The 25,581-nt window shown below is 70.2% G+C and carries 28 protein-coding genes and 1 tRNA gene; 12 read left to right on the top strand and 17 right to left on the bottom strand.

Annotation, left to right across the window (positions count from 1 at the left end; genetic code table 11):
- Window positions 1-2,523, top strand: coding sequence for an ATP-dependent DNA ligase (locus ACFVY3_RS13155; protein WP_400160044.1), 2,523 nt, complete (start codon window positions 1-3; stop codon window positions 2,521-2,523).
- Between the two features lie 46 nt (window positions 2,524-2,569).
- Here the strand turns inward: ACFVY3_RS13155 and ACFVY3_RS13150 are convergent, their stop codons facing one another.
- Window positions 2,570-2,827, bottom strand: coding sequence for a hypothetical protein (locus tag ACFVY3_RS13150; RefSeq protein WP_290256956.1), 258 nt, complete (start codon window positions 2,825-2,827; stop codon window positions 2,570-2,572).
- 79 nt (window positions 2,828-2,906) lie between these two features.
- Between ACFVY3_RS13150 and ACFVY3_RS13145 the strand changes: the two genes are divergently transcribed.
- The 3 genes from ACFVY3_RS13145 to ACFVY3_RS13135 all read left to right on the top strand — a co-directional run bounded on the left by ACFVY3_RS13145 (window position 2,907) and on the right by ACFVY3_RS13135 (window position 6,497).
- Complete coding sequence (locus tag ACFVY3_RS13145) at window positions 2,907-3,398, top strand: GNAT family N-acetyltransferase (RefSeq protein ID WP_400160043.1); 492 nt, start codon at window positions 2,907-2,909, stop codon at window positions 3,396-3,398.
- A gap of 257 nt (window positions 3,399-3,655) precedes the next feature.
- A complete protein-coding gene (locus ACFVY3_RS13140) occupies window positions 3,656-5,239 on the top strand; it encodes an MFS transporter (RefSeq protein WP_400160042.1) in 1,584 nt (527 codons plus the stop codon).
- Between the two features lie 193 nt (window positions 5,240-5,432).
- Complete coding sequence (locus ACFVY3_RS13135) at window positions 5,433-6,497, top strand: FUSC family protein (protein WP_400160041.1); 1,065 nt, start codon at window positions 5,433-5,435, stop codon at window positions 6,495-6,497.
- On the opposite strand, the gene ACFVY3_RS13130 is transcribed toward ACFVY3_RS13135, so the two are convergent.
- The 9 genes from ACFVY3_RS13130 to ACFVY3_RS13090 form a co-directional block, all read right to left on the bottom strand.
- Window positions 6,490-7,275, bottom strand: a complete 786-nt coding sequence (locus ACFVY3_RS13130; RefSeq protein ID WP_400160040.1) for an SDR family NAD(P)-dependent oxidoreductase — start codon at window positions 7,273-7,275, stop codon at window positions 6,490-6,492. The genes ACFVY3_RS13135 and ACFVY3_RS13130 overlap by 8 nt on opposite strands.
- Window positions 7,276-7,352: 77 nt before the next feature.
- Window positions 7,353-8,234, bottom strand: a complete 882-nt coding sequence (locus ACFVY3_RS13125) for a hypothetical protein (protein WP_400160039.1) — start codon at window positions 8,232-8,234, stop codon at window positions 7,353-7,355.
- 83 nt (window positions 8,235-8,317) lie between these two features.
- Window positions 8,318-8,662, bottom strand: coding sequence for a GNAT family N-acetyltransferase (locus ACFVY3_RS13120; protein WP_290256963.1), 345 nt, complete (start codon window positions 8,660-8,662; stop codon window positions 8,318-8,320).
- Window positions 8,659-9,993: an acyltransferase gene (locus ACFVY3_RS13115; RefSeq protein WP_400160038.1), complete on the bottom strand. Its 1,335-nt coding sequence runs from the start codon at window positions 9,991-9,993 to the stop codon at window positions 8,659-8,661. The genes ACFVY3_RS13120 and ACFVY3_RS13115 overlap by 4 nt, the downstream gene beginning before the upstream one ends.
- Window positions 9,994-10,092: 99 nt before the next feature.
- A complete protein-coding gene (locus ACFVY3_RS13110; RefSeq protein WP_400160037.1) occupies window positions 10,093-10,497 on the bottom strand; it encodes a DUF1304 domain-containing protein in 405 nt (134 codons plus the stop codon).
- Window positions 10,498-10,554: 57 nt separating this feature from the next.
- The gene (locus tag ACFVY3_RS13105) at window positions 10,555-11,427 is read right to left on the bottom strand and encodes a class II fructose-bisphosphate aldolase (RefSeq protein ID WP_400160036.1); all 873 of its coding nucleotides are present in this window, start codon (window positions 11,425-11,427) and stop codon (window positions 10,555-10,557) included.
- A complete protein-coding gene (locus ACFVY3_RS13100) occupies window positions 11,427-12,893 on the bottom strand; it encodes a GntP family transporter (protein WP_400160035.1) in 1,467 nt (488 codons plus the stop codon). The genes ACFVY3_RS13105 and ACFVY3_RS13100 overlap by 1 nt, the downstream gene beginning before the upstream one ends.
- 86 nt (window positions 12,894-12,979) lie before the next feature.
- Window positions 12,980-13,873, bottom strand: a complete 894-nt coding sequence (locus ACFVY3_RS13095; RefSeq protein ID WP_400160034.1) for an NAD(P)-dependent oxidoreductase — start codon at window positions 13,871-13,873, stop codon at window positions 12,980-12,982.
- A 29-nt stretch (window positions 13,874-13,902) separates the two neighbouring features.
- Window positions 13,903-15,390 carry a four-carbon acid sugar kinase family protein gene (locus tag ACFVY3_RS13090; RefSeq protein WP_400160033.1) on the bottom strand — a complete coding sequence of 496 codons (1,488 nt, stop codon included), beginning with the start codon at window positions 15,388-15,390 and terminating at the stop codon, window positions 13,903-13,905.
- Between the two features lie 169 nt (window positions 15,391-15,559).
- Between ACFVY3_RS13090 and ACFVY3_RS13085 the strand changes: the two genes are divergently transcribed.
- Window positions 15,560-16,270, top strand: a complete 711-nt coding sequence (locus tag ACFVY3_RS13085; RefSeq protein WP_290256970.1) for a FadR/GntR family transcriptional regulator — start codon at window positions 15,560-15,562, stop codon at window positions 16,268-16,270.
- A gap of 52 nt (window positions 16,271-16,322) precedes the next feature.
- Here ACFVY3_RS13085 and ACFVY3_RS13080 read toward each other — a convergent pair whose 3' ends face one another.
- Window positions 16,323-16,580 carry a metal-sensitive transcriptional regulator gene (locus ACFVY3_RS13080; RefSeq protein WP_290256971.1) on the bottom strand — a complete coding sequence of 86 codons (258 nt, stop codon included), beginning with the start codon at window positions 16,578-16,580 and terminating at the stop codon, window positions 16,323-16,325.
- Between the two features lie 145 nt (window positions 16,581-16,725).
- Between ACFVY3_RS13080 and ACFVY3_RS13075 the strand changes: the two genes are divergently transcribed.
- The 4 genes from ACFVY3_RS13075 (at window position 16,726) to ACFVY3_RS13060 (ending at window position 18,844) form a co-directional block, all read left to right on the top strand.
- A complete protein-coding gene (locus ACFVY3_RS13075) occupies window positions 16,726-17,577 on the top strand; it encodes an SGNH/GDSL hydrolase family protein (protein ID WP_400160032.1) in 852 nt (283 codons plus the stop codon).
- A 90-nt stretch (window positions 17,578-17,667) separates the two neighbouring features.
- Entirely contained in the window at window positions 17,668-17,877 is a 210-nt protein-coding gene (locus ACFVY3_RS13070; RefSeq protein WP_290256972.1) for a dodecin, read from the top strand.
- Between the two features lie 174 nt (window positions 17,878-18,051).
- A complete protein-coding gene (locus ACFVY3_RS13065) occupies window positions 18,052-18,315 on the top strand; it encodes a GlsB/YeaQ/YmgE family stress response membrane protein (protein ID WP_290256973.1) in 264 nt (87 codons plus the stop codon).
- Between the two features lie 124 nt (window positions 18,316-18,439).
- Window positions 18,440-18,844, top strand: a complete 405-nt coding sequence (locus tag ACFVY3_RS13060) for a YtxH domain-containing protein (RefSeq protein ID WP_400160031.1) — start codon at window positions 18,440-18,442, stop codon at window positions 18,842-18,844.
- 158 nt (window positions 18,845-19,002) lie between these two features.
- Here the strand turns inward: ACFVY3_RS13060 and ACFVY3_RS13055 are convergent, their stop codons facing one another.
- The 5 genes from ACFVY3_RS13055 to ACFVY3_RS13035 all read right to left on the bottom strand — a co-directional run bounded on the left by ACFVY3_RS13055 (window position 19,003) and on the right by ACFVY3_RS13035 (window position 21,869).
- Window positions 19,003-19,815 (bottom strand): putative protein N(5)-glutamine methyltransferase, encoded by an 813-nt coding sequence (locus ACFVY3_RS13055; RefSeq protein WP_400160030.1) that lies wholly within the window; start codon window positions 19,813-19,815, stop codon window positions 19,003-19,005.
- A 54-nt stretch (window positions 19,816-19,869) separates the two neighbouring features.
- Entirely contained in the window at window positions 19,870-20,778 is a 909-nt protein-coding gene (locus ACFVY3_RS13050) for a serine/threonine-protein kinase (RefSeq protein ID WP_400160029.1), read from the bottom strand.
- Window positions 20,775-21,101, bottom strand: coding sequence for a hypothetical protein (locus tag ACFVY3_RS13045; RefSeq protein ID WP_400160028.1), 327 nt, complete (start codon window positions 21,099-21,101; stop codon window positions 20,775-20,777). The genes ACFVY3_RS13050 and ACFVY3_RS13045 overlap by 4 nt, the downstream gene beginning before the upstream one ends.
- Before the next feature lie 63 nt (window positions 21,102-21,164).
- Window positions 21,165-21,668 carry a MarR family winged helix-turn-helix transcriptional regulator gene (locus ACFVY3_RS13040; RefSeq protein ID WP_290256978.1) on the bottom strand — a complete coding sequence of 168 codons (504 nt, stop codon included), beginning with the start codon at window positions 21,666-21,668 and terminating at the stop codon, window positions 21,165-21,167.
- 128 nt (window positions 21,669-21,796) lie between these two features.
- Window positions 21,797-21,869, bottom strand: a tRNA-Lys gene (locus ACFVY3_RS13035).
- A 247-nt stretch (window positions 21,870-22,116) separates the two neighbouring features.
- Here ACFVY3_RS13035 and ACFVY3_RS13030 point away from each other — a divergent pair.
- The 3 genes from ACFVY3_RS13030 (at window position 22,117) to ACFVY3_RS13020 (ending at window position 24,733) form a co-directional block, all read left to right on the top strand.
- Entirely contained in the window at window positions 22,117-22,773 is a 657-nt protein-coding gene (locus ACFVY3_RS13030; protein WP_400160027.1) for a hypothetical protein, read from the top strand.
- 324 nt (window positions 22,774-23,097) lie between these two features.
- Window positions 23,098-23,715: a DUF47 domain-containing protein gene (locus ACFVY3_RS13025; RefSeq protein WP_400160026.1), complete on the top strand. Its 618-nt coding sequence runs from the start codon at window positions 23,098-23,100 to the stop codon at window positions 23,713-23,715.
- Window position 23,716: 1 nt separating this feature from the next.
- A complete protein-coding gene (locus tag ACFVY3_RS13020) occupies window positions 23,717-24,733 on the top strand; it encodes an inorganic phosphate transporter (RefSeq protein ID WP_290256981.1) in 1,017 nt (338 codons plus the stop codon).
- Between the two features lie 31 nt (window positions 24,734-24,764).
- On the opposite strand, the gene pstB is transcribed toward ACFVY3_RS13020, so the two are convergent.
- On the bottom strand, window positions 24,765-25,544 hold the full coding sequence (pstB, locus tag ACFVY3_RS13015) for a phosphate ABC transporter ATP-binding protein PstB (protein WP_290256982.1): 780 nt from the start codon (window positions 25,542-25,544) through the stop codon (window positions 24,765-24,767).
- Between the last annotated feature and the right edge of the window lie 37 nt (window positions 25,545-25,581).

Raw genomic sequence — 25,581 nt, 5'->3', positions numbered from 1 at the left:
GTGGCTGAGGGCAAGGAACGGGTCCGGGTGGACGGCCGGGAGCTGGTGCTGACCAATCTGGACAAGGTGATGTACCCGGAGACCGGCACCACCAAGGCCGACGTGCTGGCGTACTACGCCGCCGTCGCACCCGTCCTGATCCCCGCCGCCGCGGACCGCCCGGCCACCCGCAAACGCTGGGTGCACGGCGTCGGCACCGCGGACGTGCCCGGGGAGATGTTCTTCCAGAAGAACCTGGACCATTCCACCCCCGGCTGGGTGCCGCGGGCGTCCATCACCCACAAGGACCGAACCGTCCAGTACCCCCTGGTCAACGATCCGGCCACCCTCACCTGGCTGGCCCAGATCGCCGCCCTCGAGATCCACGTGCCGCAATGGCGGGTGGATTCCGGCGGCGATCCGCTGCCCCCGGACCGCCTGGTCCTCGACCTGGACCCGGGCGAGGGCGCGGGCCTGGCCGAATGTGTGGAAGTGGCCACCCTGGCCCGGGCCATCCTCCGGGACCTGGGCCTGGACCCCGTGCCCGTGACCAGCGGCAGCAAGGGCATCCACCTCTACGCCGCCCTGGACGGCACGCAAAGCTCGGACCAGATCGCCGACTTCGCCCACGAGCTGGCCCGGGCGCTCGAGGCCGACCACCCGGACCTGGCCGTGAGCGACATGAAGAAGACCCTCCGCACCGGCAAGGTCCTGGTCGACTGGAGCCAGAACAACGCGGCCAAGACCACGATCGTCCCGTACTCGCTGCGCGGCCGGCTCCGGCCCACCGTCGCCGCGCCCCGCACCTGGCGGGAGCTCGCGGCGCCGACCCTGCACCAGCTGGACTACCGCGAGGTGATGAAGCGGGCGGCCGCCGGCAAGGACCCGTTCGCCGTGATTTCCGGAAAGCACGACGGCGGCGCCCGTGCCGCTGCCCCGGGCGACGGCGGGGACACCGACCCGCGCCTGGAGAAGTACCGCACCAAGCGCGACGCCGCCGCCACCCCGGAACCGTTCACCGCCGAGCGGCACCGCAACCGCGCCGCGGAAGAAACCCGCCGGGAGAGCTTCGTCATCCAGGAACACCACGCCAGCCGGCTGCACTACGACTTCCGGCTGGAGCGCGACGGCGTGCTGGTCTCCTGGGCGCTGCCCAAGGGTGTGCCCGTGTCCAAGGCCAAGAACCACCTGGCGGTGCAGACCGAGGACCACCCGATGGATTACGCGGACTTCGAGGGGACCATCCCCAAGGGCCAGTACGGCGCCGGAACCGTCAGCATCTGGGACCGCGGAACGTACGAGTGCGAGAAGTGGATCGCCGGCAAGGAGGTCATCGCCACGCTCACCGGGCAGGACGGCGGCGGGCTGGGCGGCAGCCGGCGCTTCGCCCTCATCCACACCGGCAAGGCCAAGGACCAGTGGCTGATCCACCTGATGGACGAGGCGAAGGAACACCACGAGGATTCGAATGACGGCGACGGACCCGGGCCGGACGGTGGCGGGCAGGGAGAGGGTGACGACGAAGGCGGGGCGGGCGACGACCGCGACGGCGGCACGGCGGAGGCCGCAGCCCCGGATCCGGCCCAGCTCTCCCCCATGCTGGCCAGCCCGGGAACGCGCGGGGACCTGACCGACAGTGACTGGCAGTTCGAGCTCAAGTGGGACGGCGTCCGGGCCCTGGTACTCGGCGACGCGCAGCGGATCCGCCTGATCAGCCGCAACGGGATCGACATGTCCGCCAGCTACCCCGAGCTGACGGACCGGTCCTGCTGGCCACCGCAGGACTTCGCCGCCGACGGCGAGATCATCGCCGTCGGCCCGTCCGGGCGGCCCGACTTCGGGCTGCTGCAGGGCAGGATGAAGCTGACCAAGGCCGGCGACGTGGCCAAGGCGCGGGCCGCCACCCCGGTGCGGCTGATGCTGTTCGACCTCCTCACCGACGGCGGCGAGGACCTGCGCCGCCGTCCCCTGACATCCCGGCGGAAACGGCTGGATGCCTTCTTCGCTGCCGCGCCCCGGAGCGACTGCCCGGTGCAGCTCTCCGAGGTGATCGACGCCGACGTCGGGCATCTGCTCGAGAGCGCGCAGGAACTGGGCCTCGAGGGCATCATGGCCAAGCGCACGGGCGGCCGCTACGTCGGCCAGCGCAGCCGGTCCTGGCTGAAGCTGAAATTCGAGCGGACCCAGGAGGTGGTGGTGGGCGGCTGGCGGCCGGGCAACGGCGGCCGGAGCGACACCGTCGGGTCCCTCCTGGTGGGGATCCCCGACGGTTCGGGACTCCGCTACGTCGGCCGCGTGGGAACCGGCTTCAGCACCCGCGAGCTCGCCGAGATGCGCCGGACCCTTGACGCGATCCCGCGCAAGACGCCACCCTTCGACGAGGTGCCCGCCGCGGACGCCGCCGACGCGCACTGGGTCTCGGCCAAGCTCGTGGGCGAGGTGACGTTCGGCGAGTGGACGGGCACCGGGAAGCTCCGCCACCCCGTCTGGCGCGGCTGGAGGCTGGACAAAAATCCGGCCGACGTCGTCGTCGAATCCGGCTGACGGCGGGCCCGGACAATCCGACGGCGGCCACCGTCTGAAACCCGGCCTAGTCGTGGTGAGGGATCTGCGGCCGGCTTTGGCGGTGCATGGCGGCGTCGGCCACCTGCTGGCCCTGCTGTGAGTGGACGGAGTCGCGGTCCCTGGGGTGGTGGTGCTTGCCGCTGCCGTCCGGCCACGGGTGGCCGTCCGCCGGCGACGGCGGGGCCGGCCGCTTGATCTCCGGGCCGGGGACCTTGTCCATGGACTCGGTGAGGTGTTGGGCGACCTCCGGCTCAAGCTGCTCTTTCGAGTGATGATCCGCCATGACTCTTCCTTTCCGCGATGAAATGAAGCGTCCCACCATGGTAGGTCTGCCGCCGTCGCCATGTCTCTAGGCTGGGGGCATGGAATACCACCTGCGGCAGGCCACGCCCGCCGATGCCGAAGCCCTGGTCGAGATGCACACGCTGGCCCATGAGGAGTGCTACTCCCACGTCCTCCCGGCGGAGTTCTTCGCCGCCCGCCGCGCCTCCTTGCCGGAGCGGACGGAGAATCGGCGGCCCTCCCTGGTGGGCCCGTCCGCGCCGGTGATCGCCCTCGACGACGGCGGCCGGATCGTCGGGTTCGCCCACGGCGGCCCCGGACGGGACGAGGACCGGCCGGACCAACGGGAGCTCTACGCGATCTACACGCTGCGGGGCGCCTACGGTTCCGGCCTCGGCGCGGCCCTGCTGCACGCCGCCGTCGGCCCCGGCCCGGCCTACCTGTGGGTCCTCGAAGACAACCCCCGGGCGCGGGCCTTCTACGCCCGGCACGGCTTCACCCCGGACGGCACCCGGAAACTGCTCCCCAAGGACTGGTTCGAGCTCCCCGAAATCAGGCTGGAACGGCGGTAAAACTCCCGAAATCCGGGGCTTCGGGGCGGTCGCGGCCCAATTGTTACCAAACTAATAAGCCCACTGCTTACTTCCCAGTGATGACGCGGAATATGCGGCCACGGCTCCGCGCCCGCCCCGGGCGTCCGGCTGCCGAAAAAGGGTCATCCTACGGCACAAAAATCGGAATGACTACGGAAATCCCGTAAAATTGAGAGCCTGCCCAGAGCGGGGCAGCTAGAAGTCGCAAGCAAATGACCTCCACAGGAGCCTCCCAAATGCCCAAAGACCGAAGCACGACCGACTCTTCCGCAGGCGTAGCCAACGCCGCCGGAACCAACCCTGGCGCACCCGTCGCCGCCAAGAAGCCACGCCTCCGCCGCCGCCGGCTCCGCGAGTCCGACGTCAACGTCGTTGACCAGCCGATGCTGAAGAAGGCCCTCGGCGGAACCATCGTCGGCAACACCATGGAATGGTACGACGTCGGCGTGTTCGGCTACCTGATCACCACCATGGGCCCGGTCTTCCTGCCCGAGGCGGACAAGACCGTCCAGACCCTCTTCCTGCTCGGCACCTTCGCTGCCACGTTCATTGCCCGCCCCCTCGGCGGCGTCGTGTTCGGCTGGCTGGGCGACAAGGTGGGCCGCCAGAAGGTCCTGGCCGCGACCCTGCTGATCATGGCGGCAAGCACCTTCGCCGTCGGCCTGCTCCCGGGTTACGCGCAGATCGGCATCTGGGCCGCCGTGCTGCTGGTGGTCTTCAAGCTCATCCAGGGCTTCTCCACCGGCGGCGAATACGCCGGCGCCACCACCTTCGTCAGCGAATACGCCCCGGACAAGCGCCGCGGCTTCTTCGCCAGCTTCCTGGACATGGGCAGCTACCTGGGCTTCGCCCTCGGTGCCGCGCTGGTGTCCGTCCTGCAGCTGACCCTGGGCCAGGACACCATGGAGCAGTGGGGCTGGCGCATCCCGTTCCTCGTGGCCGGCCCGCTCGGCGCCGTCGCCGTGTACTTCCGGAGCAAGATCGAGGAATCCCCGCAGTTCCAGGCCACCCTGGATGCCCAGGAGAACCTCTCCAAGGACGCCTCCGCCGCGGATGACGCCGCTTCCAAGGGACCGGTGGGCATCGTGAAGGCCTACTGGCGCTCGATCATCACCGCCATGATCCTGGTGGCCGCGGCCAACACCGCCGGCTACGCCCTGACCTCCTATATGCCGACCTACCTCACCGAGTCCAAGGGCTACGACGAGGTGCACGGCACCCTGCTGACCATCCCTGTACTGGTGGTCATGAGCCTCTGCATCCCGCTGACCGGCAAGCTCTCCGACCGGATCGGCCGCCGGCCCGTGCTCTGGATCGGTGCCATCAGCACCGTGGTCCTGGCCACCCCGGCATTCATGCTGATCGGCGTCGGCGAGATCTGGTCCACCCTGGCGGGCCTGGCGCTGATCGCGTTCCCCGTGACGTTCTACGTGGCCAACCTGGCCTCCGCCCTGCCGGCCCAGTTCCCGACGGCCAGCCGCTACGGCGCCATGGGCATCGCGTACAACTTCTCGGTGGCGATCTTCGGCGGCACCACGCCGTTCATCGTCGCGGCCCTGATCTCGGCCACCGGCAACGACATGATGCCGGCGTACTACCTGATGGCCACCTCGGCGATCGGCGCCGTCGCCATTTACTTCCTGCGCGAATCCGCCCAGATGCCGCTGCCCGGCTCCATGCCGAGCGTGGACACCCAGGCCGAGGCCCGGGAACTGGTCGCCACCCAGGATGAGAACCCGCTGATCGACCTGGAACACATGGATATGCCCCTGGTTGCCGCGGGCGACGCCGACGGCGGCAAGGTCGGCGCACCGGCCTAGCCACCCCCGGCCTAGCCACCCCGGCCCAGCGCCCCGCCCTCCGAGGCCCGTCGCGGCCCGTCCGTCCCCACCGGGGCGGCGGCCGCGGCGGGCCTTTGGCGGCTCCCGGCCCGCTTCGATGCCGTCCCGGCCTCGACCCCTATCCGCTCTCCCCCACCCGCTTCCCCACCACAACACACCGCAGGAGGTCCGCTTGCTGTCCACGCCGCTGTCCTCCCTGCTCCGCCACGCCAAGGGTCTGCACTCGCTGGGACCGGCCAACCGGGACCACGCCTCGGCGCTACGCGTGGCGCTCAGCGTCGCCGTTCCCTCGCTGGCACTGCTGGCCGCCGGGCGGGCGGACCTGATCGTCTACGCCGTCTTCGGTGCCCTGACCGGCATGTACGGCCGCTCCGAACCGCACCAGCTCAGGCTCCGGCACCAACTCCAGGCAGCGCTGGTCCTGGTGGGCGGCCTGGCCGTGGGCGTGCTGCTCTCGGTCAACCACCTGCACTCCTGGACTCTCGTGGCCGTGGAGTCCGGCCTCGCCGCCGTCGGCTCACTCTTCGCGGACCGGGTGAACCTGAAACCGAACGGGCCGTTCTTTGGCCTCCTGGCGCTCGGCGCGTGCGCGTCCATCCCCACCCCCGTTCCGGGACCGGCTGCGGTCCTGATCGGCGCCGGGTCCGCGGCGTTCTCCATCCTGGTCGGCTTCGCCGGCTGGCTCCGCACCCGGGCCTGGGTGCGCGGCGCGGGACGGACCGTGCCGCCCCTGCGCGGAGCCCGCCGCCGGGCGGCCTGGATCCACGCCGCCCGCTACCTGGCCGCCGTCGGGGCGGCCGGCAGCATCGGGGTCCTCAGCGGCAGCGGCCACCCGCACTGGGCCATGGCCGCGGCGGCGGTGCCGCTGGCCGGAGCCGACCTGCCGAGCAGCGTCTACCGAGGCCTGCACCGGATCGTGGGCACGCTGCTGGGCCTGCTGGTGGTGGCGGCAGTGCTCTTCCCCTGGGCGGGCTCGCCGCTGCGGTTGTTCCCCGGCAGCGAGACCGCCACCGTTGCGGTGCTGGTGATCGTGCTGCAATTCGGCACGGAGCTGTTCATGGCCCGGCACTACGGGCTGGCCATGGTGTTCTTCACCCCGGTGATCCTGCTGATGACCCAGCTCTCCTCGCCGGCCGATCCGCACCTGCTGGTGGCCGAACGGGCGGTGGAGACTCTGCTCGGCGCCTGCGTGGGGATCGCCGTCGTGCTGCTGATCCGCCGCCGGGCCGCTACTTAGCCCGCCGGGGAGGTCCGGCGACGAGCTTCGCCGGCAGCAGCCGCGCGGCTGCGACCAGCGCCTTGTAGCGCCGGCTGGGGATGGATACGCCACGGCCACGGGCGTTGTCCGCCAGGCCCTCACGGACCACCTGTTCAGCGCTCAGCCACATCCAGGACGGCGCCACGGACTTATCCATGCCCATCCGATCGTGAAATTCGGTGTGGGTGAAGCCGGGGCAGACGGCCGTCACTTGTATGCCCCGCGAGGCATATGCAATGTTGGCCCACCGGCTGAAGCTCAGCAGCCAGGCCTTCGCGGCCGAGTAGGTTTCCCGCGGCAGGAACGCGGCGACGGAGGCCACATTGATGATTCGGCCGGAGCCCCGCTGGAGCATGCCCTGCAGGGCGGCGTGCGAGAGCTCCATCGCCGTCTCGACGTGAAGCTTGAGGTGGCGCTTCTCGTCCTCGATCGGGTTCTCGGCGAACGAGCGGAGCAGGCCCATGCCGGCATTGTTGACCAGGATCTCCACCGGGCGGGCGGGATCGGCGAGGCGCGCGACGACGGCGGCAACGCCCGTGTCCTCGGTCAGATCGGCCGGGAGCACCTCTGCCGTCACACCGAAGCTGTTCTCCAGCTCCTCGGCGACGGCACGCAGCCGCCCGGCGTCGCGGGCCACGAGGACCAGCCGGTGGCCCTGCTCGGCCAGCTGGCGGGCGAACTCGGCCCCGAGCCCGGCGGTGGCGCCGGTGACCAGGGCAGTGGATGCGGGCGTGGCTCCGGGGGTCTCTGCTGTCATAGCTGAAGCCTAGTCCCGGTCCCGCCTGCAATCAGGCACAAAAGGCTCAGGCAACATCAGACTCGGATAGAAACGGCTCAGGCGGAAATTGGGCCGGCGGCGCGTTCGCCGTCGGGGGTGTCGTCGTTATCCCCGTCGACGGCAGCCCGGAGCGGGTTACGGTCCTGGGTTCGGACGGCCAGTTCGGCCGCGGCGCGTTCGGTGGCCGAGGGATCGGCCTCGTCGAGGTCTTCCCCGGCGAGCATCTCGGCGGCCTGGTCCATGGCGGAGATGTCCTCCGGGGTCAGCTCTGCGGAGGCGTCGGTGGCCAGCCCGGAGGTCAGCTCGGCGGAGCCGGCCCCGGGCAGCCCGTCCTCACGGCGGTGGCGGTGCTGCAGTTCCTCGGCGGCGAGGTCATACCAGGTGTGCGCGCCGAAGGAGGGGTGGGTGGTGTCGAGGTGCCTGTACAGGGCGTCGGCCAGCTGGCCGAGGGCGTCGTCGGAGAGTGCCCGCACGGTCACCGCCGGGTCCAGGGTCCCCTCGAAGTACTGGGCCAGCTCCAGGCCCTGGATGCGCTCCCCGGTCTCCACCGGGTCCTCGTCCACGTCGGCGGTGGTGGACGGCGCGCCCAGCCGGTCGTCGCTGAGGGCGCCGGCTTCGTCGTCGTCGGCAAGCTCCCCGGCGGCCGGCCCCACGTGGGCCAGGCAGACCGGCAGTTCCGCCGGCTCCAGCAGTTCCAGCGCGAAACCCTCAGCCCGGGCGGACGAGGATTCCCTCAGGGACAGCAGGATCTCGGGATCGAGGTGGGAGGCGCCGTACAGGTCCAGGGTCACGTCCGCACCGGCGGCAAGGCGGCTGGAACGCCGCATGATGTGCAGCAGGGCGGGGTAGCTGTCCTGGGTGAGGCACCCTGAGGCTTCCAGGGTCACGTGGCCGGTATCGGCATCAACACGGACAAGCACACGCAGTTTGTGGTTCACGGGATACTCCAAAAGACACGTCCGTGAGCCAACTGCATAACTCAGAGCTAACCATACGAGCTTGTTGCCGGGCTCACAAGCTGTCAGGCACCGGCGGGCGGCTGCTCCGGCCAGTCGACGCACTGGTTGTATCCCTCGTGCTTGCGCAGGTAGCGGTAGATGAACGGGCAGTGCGGGATGATCCGTTTGCCGGAGGCGACGACGTCGTCCAGGGCGAAGTGCGCCAGCACCTTGGCCAGTCCCCGGCCGGCGAACCGTTCCTCGGTTTCCGTGTGGGTGAAGTCCACGTGACCCGGGCGGTCGATGTACCGGGCCTGCACGGCGAGCTCGCCGCCGACGTGCAGCTCGTACCGGTGCAGCGCGTCGTTGCGGGTGGTGGTGACGTCCGGGCCAAAGGTGTCTTCGGTTCTTGCCGCGCTCTCGGTCATGGTTCGACCTTGGCATGTATCTCCGGGGGTGGCAATGGGTCCCCCGCACCGTGCCGACCGGGCGCCGGGGCGCGCACCGGTATGCGGCCCAGCAGCAGGGCGGCGAGCGCGAAGCAGGCGGCACCGCCGCCCAGCAGCCCCACGGTCAGTCCGTTGACGGCGGCCTGGACCACCGGCAGGAAGACCACGACGGCGGCGGTGGCCACGGCGGTGGCCGGCCGGGACCGGGGCGGCCCGGGCGCCGTCGGCCGCTCCTCCAGCCTTCCGAAGAGGGCCAGGACGGGCAGCAGCAGGAGGGCGACGGCGAGCAGCAGCAGCGGACGGGTCCACCACCAGGCGGCGCTGCCGCCGGCGGGCAGGGCCAGGCGGGTCAGCAGGAGCAGCCCGGAGAGGGCAGCGATCAGCGGCAGGTGCCAGAGGTAGATGGTCATAGACCGGCGGCCGACGGCGGCGAGGACGGCCCCGACCGGCCTGAGGGCCGCCAGCCGGACCAGCCAGGGCCGCAGCAGCTGCAGGGCCGCGGCCTGTGAGACGGCCAGCAGGAAGAGGGTGAGGTTGGGCGGGTTGAGGTTCACCAGCATGTTCCCCGAGTAGAGGCGCAGCACCACCGCGGCGCCCAGGACGGCGTTGCTGCCGGCCACCAGGCCCAGCAGGGCTGCCGGACCCAGCCGCAGCGTCCCGTCGGCCAGCAGGAAACCGAGTTGCTGCACGGCGCACCAGAGGAACACCATGTTGGCGTAGGCGAGGCCGGGCACCGCGCCGCGAAGACAGTCAACGGCCACCACCAGCGCCACCAGCCCGGCCAGCGTCAGCCACGGTGCCCTCGTATGCAGGGCGGCCAGCCAGGGAAGGTTCAGCTGTGCGGCGAGGTACGCGGCCAGGAACCACAGCGGCATGCCCGCGCCGCTGGCCAGCAGCTGGACCACCTGCGGGTCCACCCCCGCCAACCGGGCCGCCCACAGACCGGTGAACATCATCGCCAGAAGCACCGCGGCCGGGCGGATCAGCCGCAGCAGACGGGACTGGATGAACTCGGAGGCCGTTCCGCCGATGGAGCGCAGCCGCCGCCACGCGTAGAGCCCGGTCACGCCCCCGGCCACGAAGAACAGCGGCATCACCTGCAGCACCCAGACCACGGGCTCAAACCAGTGTTCGTTGCCAAGGGTGTTCTCCGAGGTGACCGTGCCGTCCGGGTGCAGCACCGGGCTGACCATCAGCGTGTGGCCAACCACCACCAGGGCCAGGCAGAACAGGCGGGCGAGGTCGATCGCCGGATCACGGCCGTCCGTGCTCCGGGATCCGGTCCCCCGCTGCCCGGAGCCCCCGGCCATGGCGGGGCTACACCGCCCTCACGCTGTCCATAGCACCATTGTGGCCCAGCGCCGTGCGCCGGGGTAAGGGCGGGAGGTGCCGAGTGCGGAAGGGCGGGGCTAGGCGAGGATGGCGGCGAGGCCCAGCACGACGGCGAGCAGCGGCAGGGTGCCCTGGGTGGCAGCGGCCCGGAGGTACTTCCTGCCGCTGAGGGCCAGCACCAGGGCCGCCAGCAGCATCGAGCCGCAGCAGCTGAGGACCAGGGTCCAGCCCACCACGGCCGCGGACGTCCCGGACCCGCCAAGGGCCACACAGCCGGCGCCCACGAACGCGCCGATGGCCAGGAACAGGTTGTAGAAGCCCTGGTTGTAGGCCATGGGGCGGGTGGTTTCCGCGTCCGTCTGCGAGGCCAGGCCGAACCGCTTCCAGGTCGCGGGCCGGGTCCACTGGAAGGACTCCAGGATGAAGATGTAGACGTGGAGCAGGGCTGCCAGCAGGGCAAAGACGAGGGAGGCCAGGATCATGGGTTGATCCTAGCCTCCCGCCGCTTTGCAGACTTCCTGCGTGGCCGGGTACCCGTGCTACCGGGCCAGGGCGGCCAGGGACGCGGCCGCGAAGCTCCGGGCGGAGCCGGTCCAGTGGCCCAGCAGGCCCTGCAGGTTCTCGCCGTCGGCCCGGTGCGCGGGCAGCTGCTCGGTGAGGGCCTGCAGCACGCCGGTGCGCAGCTCGGTGTTGAAGTTGACCTTGCCCACGTTCATCGCAGCGGCCTTGGCCAGCTCGGAGGCGGGAATCCCGGAGGCGCCGTGAAGCACCAGCGGCACCCGGACCCGCACGGCCACCTCCTGCAGGACGTCCCAGCGCAGCCGGGGCTCGCCGCGGTATTTGCCGTGGACGTTGCCCACGGCCACGGCCAGCAGCCGTGCGCCGGTGCGGGCCACGAAGTCCTCCACCTGGCCGGGATCGGTCAGGCCCGCCTCGTCACCGGCGGCGTTCCCGCCGGCGTCGGGGCCGAAGGCGCGGTCCTCGTCGCCAGCCAGGCCGCCGAGCTCGGCCTCGATGACGACGTCGTCCCTGCCCTGCGCTTCGAGCCGGGCCCGGACGTCCCGGACCAGGGCGATGTTCTCCTCGTAGGGCAGCGCGGAGCCGTCCACCAGCACCGAATCGGCCCCGGCGTCGACGGAATCCAGGATCAGCTGCGGGTCCGCGGCGTGGTCCAGCTGGACCGCGACGGGGACGCCGGCGTGGTCGGCCAGGCCTCGGAGGGCCGTGATCAGCCGCAACCCCTCGGGGGTCCCCGCGGTCTTCGGCGCCACCAACAGGATGATGCCCCGCCCGGCCTCCTCCGCCGCGCCCACCACGGCCAGCGCCGTCGTGAAGTCGTAGCAGGTGAAGGCCGGGACGGCCGAGCCCTGCTGCAGGGCGCCGGCGACCAGGGTGTCCAGACGAGTACGCATCAGGCGCTGAGGCCCGAGACCAGGAGCCAGGCCACGAAGGTCAGCGCGAAGCCGGCCACGCCCAGCACGGTGGTCAGCACGGTCCAGGTGCGCAGGCCGTCGGCGACGGTGAGGCCGTAGTAGCGGACCACCACCCAGAAGCCGGCGTCGGTGACGTGGGACAGGCCGAGCGAACCGAAGCCGATCGCGATGACCAGCACCGCGATCTGTGCCGGGGTGTAGCCGCCGGAGGCCACCGCGGAGGACAGCAGGCCGGAGGTGGTCACGATCGCCACGGTGGCCGAGCCCTGCGCGGCGCGGAGGGCCAGGGAGATGATGAAGCCCAGCAGCAGCAGCGGCACGCCCAGGGTGTCGAGGGTCTGGGAGAGGGCCTGGCCGATGCCGGAGACCTGCAGGACGCTGCCGAACACACCGCCGGCGGCCACCACCATGAGGATCGAGGCGATCGGGGGCAGCGCGCCCTCGAAGATTTCACCGGTCTCGGTCAGCGACCAGCGGCGGCGGACGGCGAGCAGGAAGAAGCAGAGCGCAACGGCCACCAGCAGGGCGAAGAACGGGTTGCCGACGAAGGAGGCGATGCCGTACCAGGCGCTGCTCTTGGCTATGGTGAGGGTGCCGACCGTGCCGAGCAGGATCAGGACGATGGGGGTGGCGATCAGGAAGATGATCAGGCCCGGCCGCGGCGGGGCGACGGCGGCGGCGCCGGGACCGTCGTGGCCCACCTTCACCAGGGACTTGGTGCCGAACTCGTCCACCTGGGTCTTGACCGCGGGCAGCAGTTCGTAGTCCCTGCGGTTCATGATCGAGGCCACCCAGTAGGACAGGAAGCCCAGCGGGACGCAGATGACCAGCGAGATCAGGGCGATCAGGCCGATGTCGGCGCCGAAGACGCCCGCGCCGGCCACGATGCCCGGGTGCGGCGGGACGGCGACGTGGATTGCCAGCATGATGCCGGCCATCGGCAGCCCGAACTTCACCGGGTGGACCTTGGCGATCTTGGCGAAGGCGTAGACGATCGGCACGAGGACGATGATGCCGACCTCGAAGAACACGGGGATGGCGACGAGGAAGCCGACGGCGGTGAGGGCCACGGCCACGCGCCTGGCACCGAGTTTCGCGGTGAAGTGGTCCGCGAGGGACTGCACGCCGCCGGAGACCTCGATCATGCGGCCGAGGATGGCGCCGAGGGCGATCAGCAGGGCGACCTTGCCCATGGTGCTGCCGACGCCGTTGGAGACGACCGTGAAGACGTCCTTGAGCGGGATCTGGGCGGCGACGGCCACCAGGATGCTGACCGTCAGGAGGGCCACGAAGGCTTGGATCTTGAAGCGGATGATCAGCACCAGCAGGAGGGCGACGCCGGCGGCGGCGATGGTCAGCAGCAGCGGAGTGCCCAGCTCCACGGCCGGTTTGATGACGGGCGCGTCGGCCGCGCCCACCATCAGGGAATTGAGCAGGGGGTTCATCGAGGGTGTCTCCTTTGACAGGCGGGAGGGAGGGGGCCGGCCGCGGCGTTGGGGGCCGCCGCGGCCGGGGTCGGGGGTCGGAAGGCTTAGGCGGTGCGCTTTGCGGGGGCAACGACCTTGATGACGGCCGAGTCGTCCTCGGCGGCGAGGCCCTGGGCCTGACCGAGGAGGTAGAGCTGTTCGGCGGCGGCGGCGACCGGCGCGGCGAGCCCGGCGGCGCGGGTGGCCTTGCCGACGATACCCATGTCCTTGACGAAGATGTCCAGCCGGCTCAGGACCTCCGCGCCGTCCTCGGTGTAGGCCTCGAGGATGCGGGGGCCGCGGTTGGAGAGCATGAAGGACCCGGCGGCGCCGGCCTCGAGGGCGGCGAGGGTCTTCGCCTGGTCCAGGCCCAGGGCGTCGGCCAGGGCCATCGCCTCGGCCGCGGCGGCGATGTGAACGCCACACAGCAGCTGGTTCACGGTCTTGAGCGCCTGACCGTCGCCGGGCTTGTCGCCCACCACGGTCAGGGTGGAGGCGAGCAGTTCCAGCACCGGGCGGGCGGCTTCCAGTGCGGCGGGTTCGGCGCCGACGACGATCAGCAGGTCGCCCTCGCCGGCGCGCTTCGGGCCGCCGGAGAGCGGGGCGTCCACCAGGCTGACGCCGTACTCGGCCAGCCGGGACACGGTGGCGGGCACGGCGTCGGTGCCCACGGTGCTGCCGAGGATGACGACGGCACCGGGCTTGAGGACCCCGGCGACGCCGGTTGCGCCGAAGAGGACCTCGTCCAGCTGCTCGCCGTTGCGCACGGCCAGCAACAGCGCGTCGGCGCCCTCGGCGGCCTCACGGGCGGAGCCGAAGGTGCGGACGCCGGCCTCTTCGGCGAGCCGCAGGCGGGGCTCGGCGATGTCGAAGCCGTGGACGGTCAGTTCCGTGGCCAGCCGGGCTGCCATCGGCAGGCCCATGGCGCCGAGGCCGAGGACGGTGACTTGGTAGTTCATGGTTTTCTCCGTTGAAAGGGTGCGGCTGGTTAGAAGGTGGCGCTGAGTTTGCGCGTGACCTGGGCGAGGGATTCGTCGTCGCCGACGTTGCCGGCGAAGACGACGTACGGGATGCCCTTGGCGGGTCCGTCGACCGGCTCCCAGAGGGAGACAATGCCCGGGAGCATGGGGCCGCGGACGATCGCGCGGCGGATCTCGAGGCCGTGGGCGGCCACGTCCGAGGAGGTGATCCCGCCCTTTGCGATCACGAAGCGGGGCGGGAAGGTTTTCAGCGTCCGGTTGACGACCGCGACGACGGCGGCCGAGACGGTGCGGGCGATCCGCAGGCTCTCCCTGGCGTCGTCGGCCTTGATCAGGAGGCGGCTGGTGTGCAGGATGACGTCCGCGCCGTGCAGGGCGTCGACGACGCGGGCGACCGTGGCGTCCAGGTGCTCCTCGGCGCGGTCGTCCAGGAGCTGTTCGACGTCGATCTCCACGATCCGGGCCGACCCGTGCTGGGCAGTCAGGGCGTTGAGCTGGCGGGTGGTGACGCCCACGTGCGAACCCACCACGATCAGGCCGCCGGCCCCGGAGGGCTGGTTCCCGGCGTAGGCCTCGGCGCCGGTGAGTTCGGTGCGGATTTCCTGCCCGATCCGGGCGCGGACGAACGGCGGGCCGACGCGGTAGAGCAGCTTCTTGCCGCGGCGTTCTGCCTCCTGCAGGCCCAGGGAGAGGAGCCGGAGGTCGTTCTCGGAGACGATGTCCGCCACGATCGGGGTGGAGTCGACGGCGGCGTCGATGGCGTCCGCGATGGCGCGGGCCGAGGCCTGCGGGTCCCCGGCCCGGATGGTGTCCAGGTCCAGGACGATCACGGAGCCGGCGCTGAAGCGGCCGCCGGACTTTTCCTCGACGTAGCGGGCGAGCTCGGAGTTGGCGAAGCCGAAACTGGCGTCGCGGGCGAACTCGGTGTCTGCCACCGGCGTGAGGCGGCCGGTGGCGCCGGCGCGCATGTAGTGCACCCCGCCGATCGTGACGCGGCCGGCGTCAGGGAAGGCCGGGACGATCACGACGCCGTCTGTGGCCCCGCCGTCGACTGCGCTGACGGTGGCGGCGATGACGTCCGGCTCCAGCGGGTAGTGACCGCGGAGGGTGGAATCGCTGCGGCTGACGAAGCCCACGCTCAGGGACTCGGCCTGCGCGGCGGCGAGCGCGTTGCGGACGATTTCCTCGTTGCGGGCGGCGGCCTCGGCCGGGTCCAGGCTGCGGGTGTTGGTCAGGACGTAGACGGCGTCCGCGGGACGGCCGTTGATGCGGTGGGAGAAGGCCCAGACGAAGTCCTCCACCTCCCACCGGGTCAGGACGGGGAGGTCGGCGACGGACTGGGTGCCGGTGGGGTCATCATCCAGCACCACGAGGGTGCGGGGGCCCGCCGCGGCGGCCGCGGCCACGCCGTCGGCCACCAGGGCTGCCGGTACCGGGACCTCCGCCGGAAAGGCGGCCAGGACATCTGCCTCTAAGGGCTCTGCTGCTAAGGGCACGTGCACTCCATTGTGGAAACTCTGTTGCGGTGGAATCTGCGCGGCTGGTCTCCAACCGCATTTGTAAGATGTCTGACATCTAACAAGTGAGTGTTAGTGTGGCATAAGGCACAGAGACGCGCAAGTAGACTTGTCGGGCACGCGTGTGGATGACGTTGGACGGGGAGATTTGGCTAGGAAATCGCTGGTAGGCGTCGTGGCCGACGAGCTGCTGGACCGCATCATCGCCGGCGAATTCCCGCCCGGCTCCCCGGTCCCGGGCGAGCTCGAGCTGAGCGCGCGGCACGACGTGAGCCGGATGACCGTCCGTGAGGCGATCAAGACCCTGGAGGCCCAGCACATCCTGAGCGTCGAGCGCGGGCGGGGCACGTTCGTCAACCCGCTGAGCCGCTGGGCATCACTGGAGGCCGTGCTGCGCGCGGCCTCGGAGGGCACCAACGACGCCGCCACGGCGGTCCAGCTCATCGAACTGCGGCGGATGTTGGAATCGGGGGCCTGCGAACTGGCGGCCTCGCGGATCAGCGACGCCGACCTGGACACCCTCCGCGGCCAGGTGGAGTCAATGCGCGCCGCCCACGAACACCACGACGTCGCAGCCTTCGTCGCCGCGGACCTCGCCTTCCACGACCTGATCCTGCGCGCTTCGGAGAATGTTTTCGCGGCGGTGCTGTTCGCGCCGTTGCACCGGGTCCTTGAGCGGCGCCGGACCCAGACCTCCGAGGTGCGTGAGATCCAGGCCCACGCGATCGAGCACCACGGAAAGATTGCGGCGGCACTGGCCACCCGCGACCCGAGGTTGGCGCGCGACGCCATGGACGCCCACATGCAGCAGACGCTGGATGACCTGCGGACCTACGTGCTGGCGGCCCCGGCGGGCTGACGCCGCCTCTTCATGCCGCCCAATGGCCGGGCTATCGGCGCCCCAAGCCTGTTTAGGCCAGGGAGAGGAAGAGCTTCTCCAGTTCGGCGCGGTCCAGGCTGGGGTCCTCCTGCTGCATGCACTGCTGCAGGCCGGTGGCGATGATGGAGAAGCCGGCCTTGTCGAGGGCGCTGGAGACGGCCGCGAGCTGGGTCACGACGCTCTTGCAGTCGCGGCCCTCCTCGAGCATGCGGGTCACGGCGGCAAGCTGGCCCTGGGCGCGGCGAAGCCGGTTAATGACGGACTTCATGTCCGTGGGATCGAGTTCCATGGGAGCCTCCCGGAAAAGTGGTGGATTACCGTCTATCATATACCCCCTGCCGTATCATGCATACCCCCGGCAGGTATCGGGAATCCCCCCCGTGGGGGCCGAAAGTACCTTGCCCCGGCGTCGGTCCGGGCGTATTTCTGAGCTTGTGAACTCGGCAGCATTCCTCGATCCGGCACTCCCCTTCGGCAACGACGCGCCGGGCGGCGGCCACTGGAAGCGGCTGGTATCCCTGGGTGACTCGTTCACCGCCGGCCTGGGGGACCCTGAACCGGGCAGTCCCGGCGGCATCCGCGGCTGGGCGGACCGGATTGCGGAGGAGCTCGCCGCCCTCCGTGCCGACTTTTCCTACGCCAATCTCGCCGTCAGCGGCCTGGTGCTGCAGGAGATCGTCGACCTGCAGTTGGAGCGGGCCATCGCGCTGCAGCCGGATCTGGTGACGCTCTCCGCGGGCGGCAACGACCTGGTCTTCCACCGCCGCGACCCGGACCGTCTCGCCGTCGACTTGGACGCCGCCGTCGCCGCCCTGTCCGCCACGGGGGCGACCGTGGTGATCTTCACCGGCCCCGACTGGGGCCACACGCCCGTTTTTGGCCGCATCCGCGGGAAGGTGGCGGTGTTCAACGAGAACATTCGGACCATCGCGGCACGCCACCATGGCGTGATCGCGGACCTGTGGACCATGCGGGAACTCAGCGATCCGCGGATGTGGGACCCGGACCGGCTGCATTTTTCGCCGCTGGGCCACCACACCATTGCGGGCATGGTGCTGGACACCCTGCAGGTTCCGCACACCTTGGTGCCGCTGCGACCCAAGCCGCTGCCCGCGCCCGGCTGGCGCCAGACCCGCACCGAGGACCTGTCCTGGGCGACGCACTATCTGTTTCCGTGGATGGCCCAGCGGCTCCGGCCGCACCCGCCCGAGAGCCCGGCCGCGCCGAAGCGCCCGGACCCCGGCCCGGTACTGCGGGTGACCGCTTCCCCCGCCGGCAGCCTCTAGTCCGGGGCGGTCCGGTCCGCTAGCCTGCAGGGACGGCCCCCGGCCGCCGCGGCCGGGTCAACGGACCGACGACGATCCCGAGGAGCGAAGATGTCCAACCACACCTACAGCATTTCCGAAATAGTCGGCACCTCGACGGAGGGCGTCGATGCGGCCGTCCGTAACGGCATCGCCGAGGCCGCCAAGACCCTGCGCAATCTGGACTGGTTTGAGGTCAAGGAGATCCGCGGGCACCTGGAAAACAACGAGGTGGCCGACTGGCAGGTCACCATCAAACTCGGCTTCCGGCTGGAGCGCTGACCCGCCGTCTTGCCGTGCTTTCTGCTGGACGCCTGCTAACGATTGCATCTCCCTTGCGGCGATTTCCTCCGCCCGGGTGGCAATTTGATAGTAAGCATGATTAGTATTTACCCAGAAGGACGAAGCGCACCCGGCAACCCGGGTGTCTCCTCAACAGAAAGCGAAGGACAGCAAATGGGTATTCTCGGATTTCTGATTCTGGGTCTCATCGCCGGCGCAATCGCCAAGGCCATCCTGCCGGGCCGTCAGGGCGGCGGCTGGGTCATCACGATGGTCCTCGGCGTTGTTGGCGCCCTCCTGGGCGGCTTCATCGGCAGCGCAATCTTCGGCACCGGTCTGCAGGACTTCTTCTCGCTGACCACTTGGCTGCTGGCGATCGTTGGTTCGATCATCGTTTTGCTCATCTACGGCATGATCACCCGCCGTTCGCACCGCTAAGTCGGAGCACCAGGAACCGGCTCCGGGATTTACTCCCGGGGCCGGTTTTTTGTTCCCGGATATCCGCCGGGGGTCATCCGGCCGCCGCGGATATCCACAAATCAGCACGGAATAGGAGCGCAGTATGAAGAACAAACTTGTTTTCGGCACAGGCCTTGCCGCCGGCTACATCCTGGGGTCCCGCTCGGGCCGCGCCGCGTACGAGAAGCTGAAGACCCGCGCGTCGGAACTCTGGCAGAGCAAGCCGGTGCAGGACGGCGTCTCCGCGGCCGCTGAAGCGGTCAAGGACAAGGCCCCGGAAGTATCGGGCCAGCTGGCCGAGGCGGCCCGCCGCGCCGGAACGGTCATCACCTCGAAGGTCCACCACGACGGCTCAGCGGACGACGGCGCCACGAACGCAGCCGACGCCGCCCCTCGTGAGGACACCGCCACGGCAGAACCCACGGGCGCAATCCCGGCGCACAGCACCCACGTGGGCACCCCGAACCTCGGCACCGACGAGGCGCCGAAGCACGTCACGCCGAACTAGGCCGCAGCTAGCGGTTTTCGCTGCGGTTTCGGACAGGCGCCCGCCGGATCCGGGGTGCGTCCGCCCGAAACCGCAGCGAGAATCCGGGACTGCAGCGAAATAAGGGCCGACCCCGCGCGAGTTCACCCGACCGGAGAGGCCACGACTGCCGCCCGGAGTTACGCTCCGGGCGGCAGTCGGCTTTCCACCACCGTGGCATCGAGCGCGGCGGAGGTGCGGATCCGGGCGGCGAAGCCGTTGTCCGTCAAGATGGAACGGGCGGCGCGGGCCTGGCTCCGGCTGGTTTCGATTAGGAGCCAGCCGCCCGGGACGAGCCAGTCCGTGGCGCCGGCCGCAATACGCCGGTGCAGCGCGAGGCCGTCCACTCCCCCGTCAAGCGAGATCCGGGGTTCATGGAGCCTGGCCTCCGGGGGCATTCCGGCAATGGCATCGGTGGGCACGTACGGCGCGTTCACCGCCAGCAGGTCCACGCGACCCCGCAGCTCCTCGGGCAGGGCTTCGAACAGGTCGCCGGTGTGGACAGCGGCGACGGTTGCACTGAGGTTACGCCGCGCACAGGCGACGGCGGCGGGGTCAAGGTCCGCAGCGTGCAGCTCCAGCGGGCCGGCGGCCGCCAACAGCGCCGCCCCCACCGCTCCCGATCCGCAACACAGGTCCACCACCAAGGGTGGGCGCCCGGGACCGGCGTCGAGCTCCCGCAGCAGCGTCACTCCGCGCCGGACGAGGTATTCCGTGCGGCGGCGGGGGACGAAGACCCCGGGATCCACGGCAATTCTCAGCCCGCAGAAGTCCGCCCAGCCCAGCAGGTGTTCCAGCGGGAGCCCGTCGACGCGGCGGTCCACGAGGCTTTCGAGTTGATCCGTGTCCGCGGCGGCGCCGAGCAGCAGGTCAGCTTCTTCTTCGGCGAAGACACAGCCGGCGCTGCGGAGCCGCCGAATGATGTCCTGCCGCCGGGTACCGGTGTGCTGCATGGGCCGTTCCGTCCGCCGCGGGTAGGGAACTTCATGCTAGCGGTGCGGTCGGGGTCAGCCCACCACCCGGAGGGACGGCTGCGGGCGTGCCGGTACCAGCCGAAGGACTTTCTTGCGGGCGGCGGCGGCGCTGGGCCGGTCCGCGGGGTTCATGGCCGTCATCGACTTCAGCAGGCCGGTCCAGCCGTTGCCCAGCGTGGCGGGGATCGCCGGGCTGCGGAGGGTGCGGGCCACGAGCGACTCCACCGGGGTCCCCGGATAGGCCTTCTCCCCCGTGAGGCACTCGAGGAGCACCAGGCCCAGGGCGTAGATGTCGGTGGCGGGGTGGAGCGGCTGTTCCTTGGCCTGCTCCGGGCTCATGTAGTGCACCGTACCGGAGGACATGCCGGCCTCGGGGGTGGTGCCGGCCGTCACGGCGATGCCGAAGTCGGCCAGCCGTACCGAGCTGCGCCGCAGCTGGCTAACGAGGATGTTGGCGGGTTTGATGTCCCGGTGGACCAGGCCCCTGCCGTGGACGTGGTCGAGGCCGGCGAGGGCATCGGCGGCCCACGACGCGACGGCGGCGGGCTCGGTGGCGCCCTGGTGGATGCGGTCGCTCAGGCTTCCGCCGCTGGCATATTCCTCCACCAGGTAAGGCCGGCCGGCCCACCGGTCGCCCTCGGGGACGGTGCCGGCCGCAACGAAGCGGACGACGGCGGGGTGGTCCAGGGAGGCGAGGACCCGTGCCTCGTCGAGGATCCGGGAGGCGTCCTTTTCGGCCGGCCCCTCGGCGACCTTGATGGCGACCGGCCGGCCGGTGGCGAGGTCGCTGCCGCGGTAGACCGTGGACGTTGCGCCGCGGCCCAGCCGCTCGTGGACCAGAAAGCGGCCCTGGGGTTCGTTGGGGAGGGCCAGCAGGCTGGCGTCGAGGCCGGGCAGCCCGGCTGCCGGCAGGAGGGTCTCGGTGACCGGAACGGCGCTCACGAAAGGGAGGCCAGTGCGTTGGAGGGGTGGAGGATGCCGTCGACTTGGAAGCCGCAGGAGCAGCGCCAGACCGGCGGCAGCGAGGCCGGCCCGCCGTCGGACTCATAGGAGTAGTCGGCCATGGTGGCGAGCGCCGGGGCCTCCCACTGCATTGGGGTGCCGCAGTGGCTGGGGGCCAGGGCGCGGATGGCAGCGGAGGTCCGGTCCGCGGTCTGGGCCTGGTTTTCCAGCTCCACATCCAGGGAGCCCGCCTCAGGCCCGAAGCCGTGGTCGATGGTCAGCAGCCGCGACTCATCATTTTTGCGCGATAGGTTATCCAACACATTGATAAGCATACATATCGCTAGCTGAACTAGCTAGTTTTGGGGAGCGGAACTTTGCTCCGGTCAGTGGCTGGCGGTGTGCTCGTCCAGGGCCTCGGTCATCTTGCGCAGGAAGGACACGATCACGCGGCTCTCGTCGGGCGTGAGGCCCTCGGCAACCTCGAGCATCCGGCGGTGCATCTGCCCCAGGGTTTCCCGGACCTCGGTATCGGTCTCCGTCGTCGGGACGATCACCAGGGAGCGCCGGTCGGTGGGGTGCGGCTCGCGGCGGACATGCCCGCTGAGCACCAGCCGGTCGATCAGGGAGGTGGTGGACGCCGTCGTGATTCCCAGCATGCGGCTGAGGTCCTTGGGCCCCACCCGCTCTCCGGAGGACTGGGCGCGGAGCAGGTAGCGCAGCGCCAGCAGGTCGGTCTCGCCCATGCCCATGGAGTCCCTGGTGGAACGCCGGGTGGCGACCTCGGCGGAGCGGTAGCCGCGGAGCGCCTGCAGCACGGCGGTGGGGGCATCAACCTGCCCCTCCAAGCCGTACCAGTAGCCTGAGTCTGCCGTTACATGGGAGTCCATAGATCAATCCTAGCCGAGCTGATAACTAGACAGGCTTCCTAACGTGGCCTGTCGGGTGCGGGACGCAAAAAACCCCCGGCGTCCTGTCGCCAGGATGCCGGGGGAATTTCCACTCTTCGCTAAAAGAGTGGGCCCTGTGGGGATCGAACCCACGACCCACGGATTAAAAGTCCGATGCTCTACCAACTGAGCTAAAGGCCCCCTCAAGCGGCCGCTGCACGGGAAACGCGGCAGAAACCGGCTCCGGGCGCAGTGGCAGCGCCATCCATTTCTGGACGTTAACACTGTACCGCAGACCACGCCGCGCTTTTCACCGCCGACGCGCCGTAACGGGCCGATCCCGCGGCGGCGCGGGCGCCCCGGACCGGTTCCCGGTACCTTCCCGGTGCGGGCTGCCGGGCCCCGCCGGACGCTCGATTCCCCGATGGCACAGGAGTAGCGTGGTGGCATGAGCGAGCAAGCAGGTACCGGCAATCCCGGCCCCGTCCGTCACCACAAGCCGAAGCCCTTAGCGCCGATCGACTTCGAGCCGTTCGCCGGCGGCGCCGATCCGGCCCGCGTGTCAGAGGCGGCCCACCTGGCCGCCCAGGCGCTGGTCCGCCGCGGCCGCGACAGTGACGACCCCAAGGTCACCAAACGCCTGGTGAAGCTCGCCGACGAACAGGGCCTGGAGGCGATCGCCGAGATGTGGGCCGAGAGCCCGGCCCGGTCCCTGCCCGGCGCCCTGTGGCGCTTGTATGCCCTGCGCGCCGCGACGGTGCAGGATCCGGAGCGGATCTCGGTGTACTTCCGGGCAGGCAAGGACACCGCGCAGGTGTCCCACGCCGTCGCCGGGGCGGCCGAGCCGCCGGGCGCCGAGGAGATGCGCACCATGGCGGATGCCATCCTCTCCGGGGCGTTCGACGGCGAGTTCGACGTCGCGCTGGAACGGTCCGCGGCGTTTTGCCGGGTAGTTGCCCTGGGGCAGGCCACCCTCGCCGACGGCGCCGAGCACAGCGACGCCGGGCACGCCACCAAGCTCACGCGGAACTCGCACCTGCTGGTCAAAACCGCGGAGGACCTGGAGCACGCGGCCAACGCGTGGCGCCTCGGCGAGCTCGACTAGAGACCCACCGGACCGGCCATGGCGGGGTCCGGATACGCCCGCCGGGGCCCCGCTGTCAATCTTGACTTGGTCCGTCGGGCGTAGAAAACTAAAACCGGTGCCGAGCTGCGAAACCCCCGGGCTTCAACAATTAGCCGCCTAGAGCGGCCTACCGCCGAGAGGCGTATCCGGCTCGGCACCATCTACTCTTCCCCCTCTGTTCCGCCCCCGCAGGGCCGCCGTCCACCGGACGGTAAAGTGATCTTCATGCGCGGGCCGATCAATTCGAATCAAGGCCGGCGGACCACGCCCGTGTACGCCTCATTCGGAGACCGGTAACCCCACGTGAAGCTGCGACTTTTTCCCCAGGAACCTGCGGGACTGAACCTCCTGTCCCAGATGGCCCGGCAGATCCTGCTGGCCACCGGCACGCTCTCGGAGATCCTCGGCGCGCCCGCGGCCGAACACTCCCGCCTGGTCGAGGACATGCACAACCACGAGGCGAAGGCGGCCGAGCTGCACTTCGCGCTGCTGACCCACATGCGCAGCAGCTTCCTCAACCCGGTCCCCCGCGACGACATGTACGCCCTCTCCCGCTATCTGAACGAGGCGATGGAGAAGCTGGACGCCGCCGCGGACCTGGTCTTCCTCTACAAGCTGGACCGGCTGCCCCGCCGCGCCGCGGACCAGTTGGAAATCATCAGCCGGCAGGCGGAACTGACCGTCGAGGCGATGCGCCAGCTGAACAACCTGGACGAGCTGGAGGACTACTGGATCGAGGTGCTGCGGCTGACCAAATGCGCCGAACGCACCCACCGGGTCTGGGTGGCGGACATGCTCAAGGACATGAAGCACGCCCAGTACGCCCGCAACCGGGACATCGCCGACCAGCTGGTGGATGTCACCAAGGACATGCGCCGGATCGCCACCCAGGTAGGCAGCATCATCGTCAAGGAATCCTGACGTGTCCCTGGTCTTCTTCGCCGCGGTGGTGCTGTTCGCCGCGGCCTTCGCCTTCCTGAACGGTTTCCGGGACGCCTCCTCCTCGGTGGCGCTGGCCGTCCGCACCCGGGCGCTGACCCCCACCATCGCGGTCCTGCTGGCCGGGCTGTTCAACTTCGTCGGGGCGGCCCTCAGCGCGGCCCTGGCCCTGGAGGTCAGCCGCACCTGGGTGGTGCTGCCGGCCGGCGGCAACGGCCTGACCATCCTGATGGCCGGATTGCTCAGTGCGGTGCTGTGGGGCGTCTACAACTGGTGGCGGGGCATCCCGTCGTCGTCCACGCATGCGCTGGTCGGCGGCCTTGCCGGCGCCGGCCTCGCCAGCGTGGCGGTGGGCGGACATTCGGTGCTGGGAGTGGACCAGTCGCTGATGGTACAGGTGGTGCTGCCGCTGCTGATCTCCCCCGCCATCGCCTTCGCCGGGTCCTACCTGCTGGTCTGGCCGGCCACGTGGGCCGCGCGCTACACGCCCCCCGGCGTCGTCAACAGCAGGGCCCGGCGTGCACAGGCCGTGGCCGCGGGCGCCGTCGCGTTCGGGCACGGGCTGCAGGACGGCCAGCGCACCAGCGCCGTGCTGATCCTGGCGATGATCGCGGCGGGCCTGGCCGACGGCGGCTCCATGCCGGTGTGGGTGGCCCTGTTGACGGCCGCCATGCTGACCGCCGGGACGCTGGCGGGCGGGTGGCGGATTTCCTACACCCTGGGCCACCGCCTGGTCCGGATCGATCCGCTGCGCGGGTCCGTGGCGCAGCTCTACAGCAGCCTGATCCTGCTGGTGGGCGCGATCGGGCTGCACTGGCCGGTATCCACCACGCACACCGTCACCGCGGCGGTGCTCGGCGCCGGGGCGAACCAGGGCTACGCCGCCACGAACCGGCGGCTGGTGCTGCGGATCCTGGCGTTCTGGACGCTCACGCCGCTGGTGACCGCCGCCGTGGCCTTCGTGCTGGAGCTGGCGCTCTCGCCGCTCTCAAACCTGTAGCACCCGGCAAAGGCCAGCCAGCCCCCTGGCTTTATCCGAAGCGGCCGGAGACGTAGTCCTCGGTGGCCTTGACGGTGGGGTTGCTGAAGATGGTGTGGGTGTCCCCGTACTCGATCAGCTTGCCAGGCTTGCCGGTGCCGGCGATGTTGAAGAACGCCGTCTTGTCCGAGACGCGGGCCGCCTGCTGCATGTTGTGGGTCACGATCACCACGGTGTACTCATCCTTGAGTTCGTTGATGAGGTCCTCGATGGCGAGGGTGGAGATCGGGTCCAGCGCGGAGCAGGGCTCGTCCATCAGGATGACCTGCGGTTCCACGGCGATCGCGCGGGCGATGCAGAGGCGCTGCTGCTGGCCGCCGGAGAGGCCGGAGCCGGGCTTGGCCAGGCGGTCCTTGACCTCGTTCCAGAGGTTCGCGCCGCGCAGGGAGCGCTCCACCAGCGCGTCGGCGTCGCCCTTGGAGATCTTCTTGTTGTTCAGCTTCACGCCAGCCAGGACGTTGTCGCGAATGGACATGGTGGGGAACGGGTTGGGCCGCTGGAAGACCATGCCGATCTGCGAGCGCACCGTCACCGGGTCCACGCCGGGGCCGTAGAGGTTGTCGCCGTCGAGCAGCACCTCGCCCTCCACGCGGGCGCCCGGGATCACCTCGTGCATCCGGTTCAGGGTGCGCAGGAAGGTGGACTTGCCGCAGCCGGACGGGCCGATGAAGGCCGTGACGGACTTGGCGTCGATGTTGATGTTGACGTCCTCGACGGCCAGGAATTTGCTGTAGTAGACGTTGAGGTCTTTGACGTCGATGCGCTTAGACATGCTGTTCCTTCACTGGGAGAGATTGAGGGTCCGGAGC

Source organism: Arthrobacter sp. BPSS-3, from assembly GCF_044628475.1.
Lineage (GTDB): Bacteria > Actinomycetota > Actinomycetes > Actinomycetales > Micrococcaceae > Arthrobacter.
The sequence above is the reverse complement of the archived record's forward strand: the minus strand, read 5'-3'. Positions and strand labels throughout refer to the sequence as shown.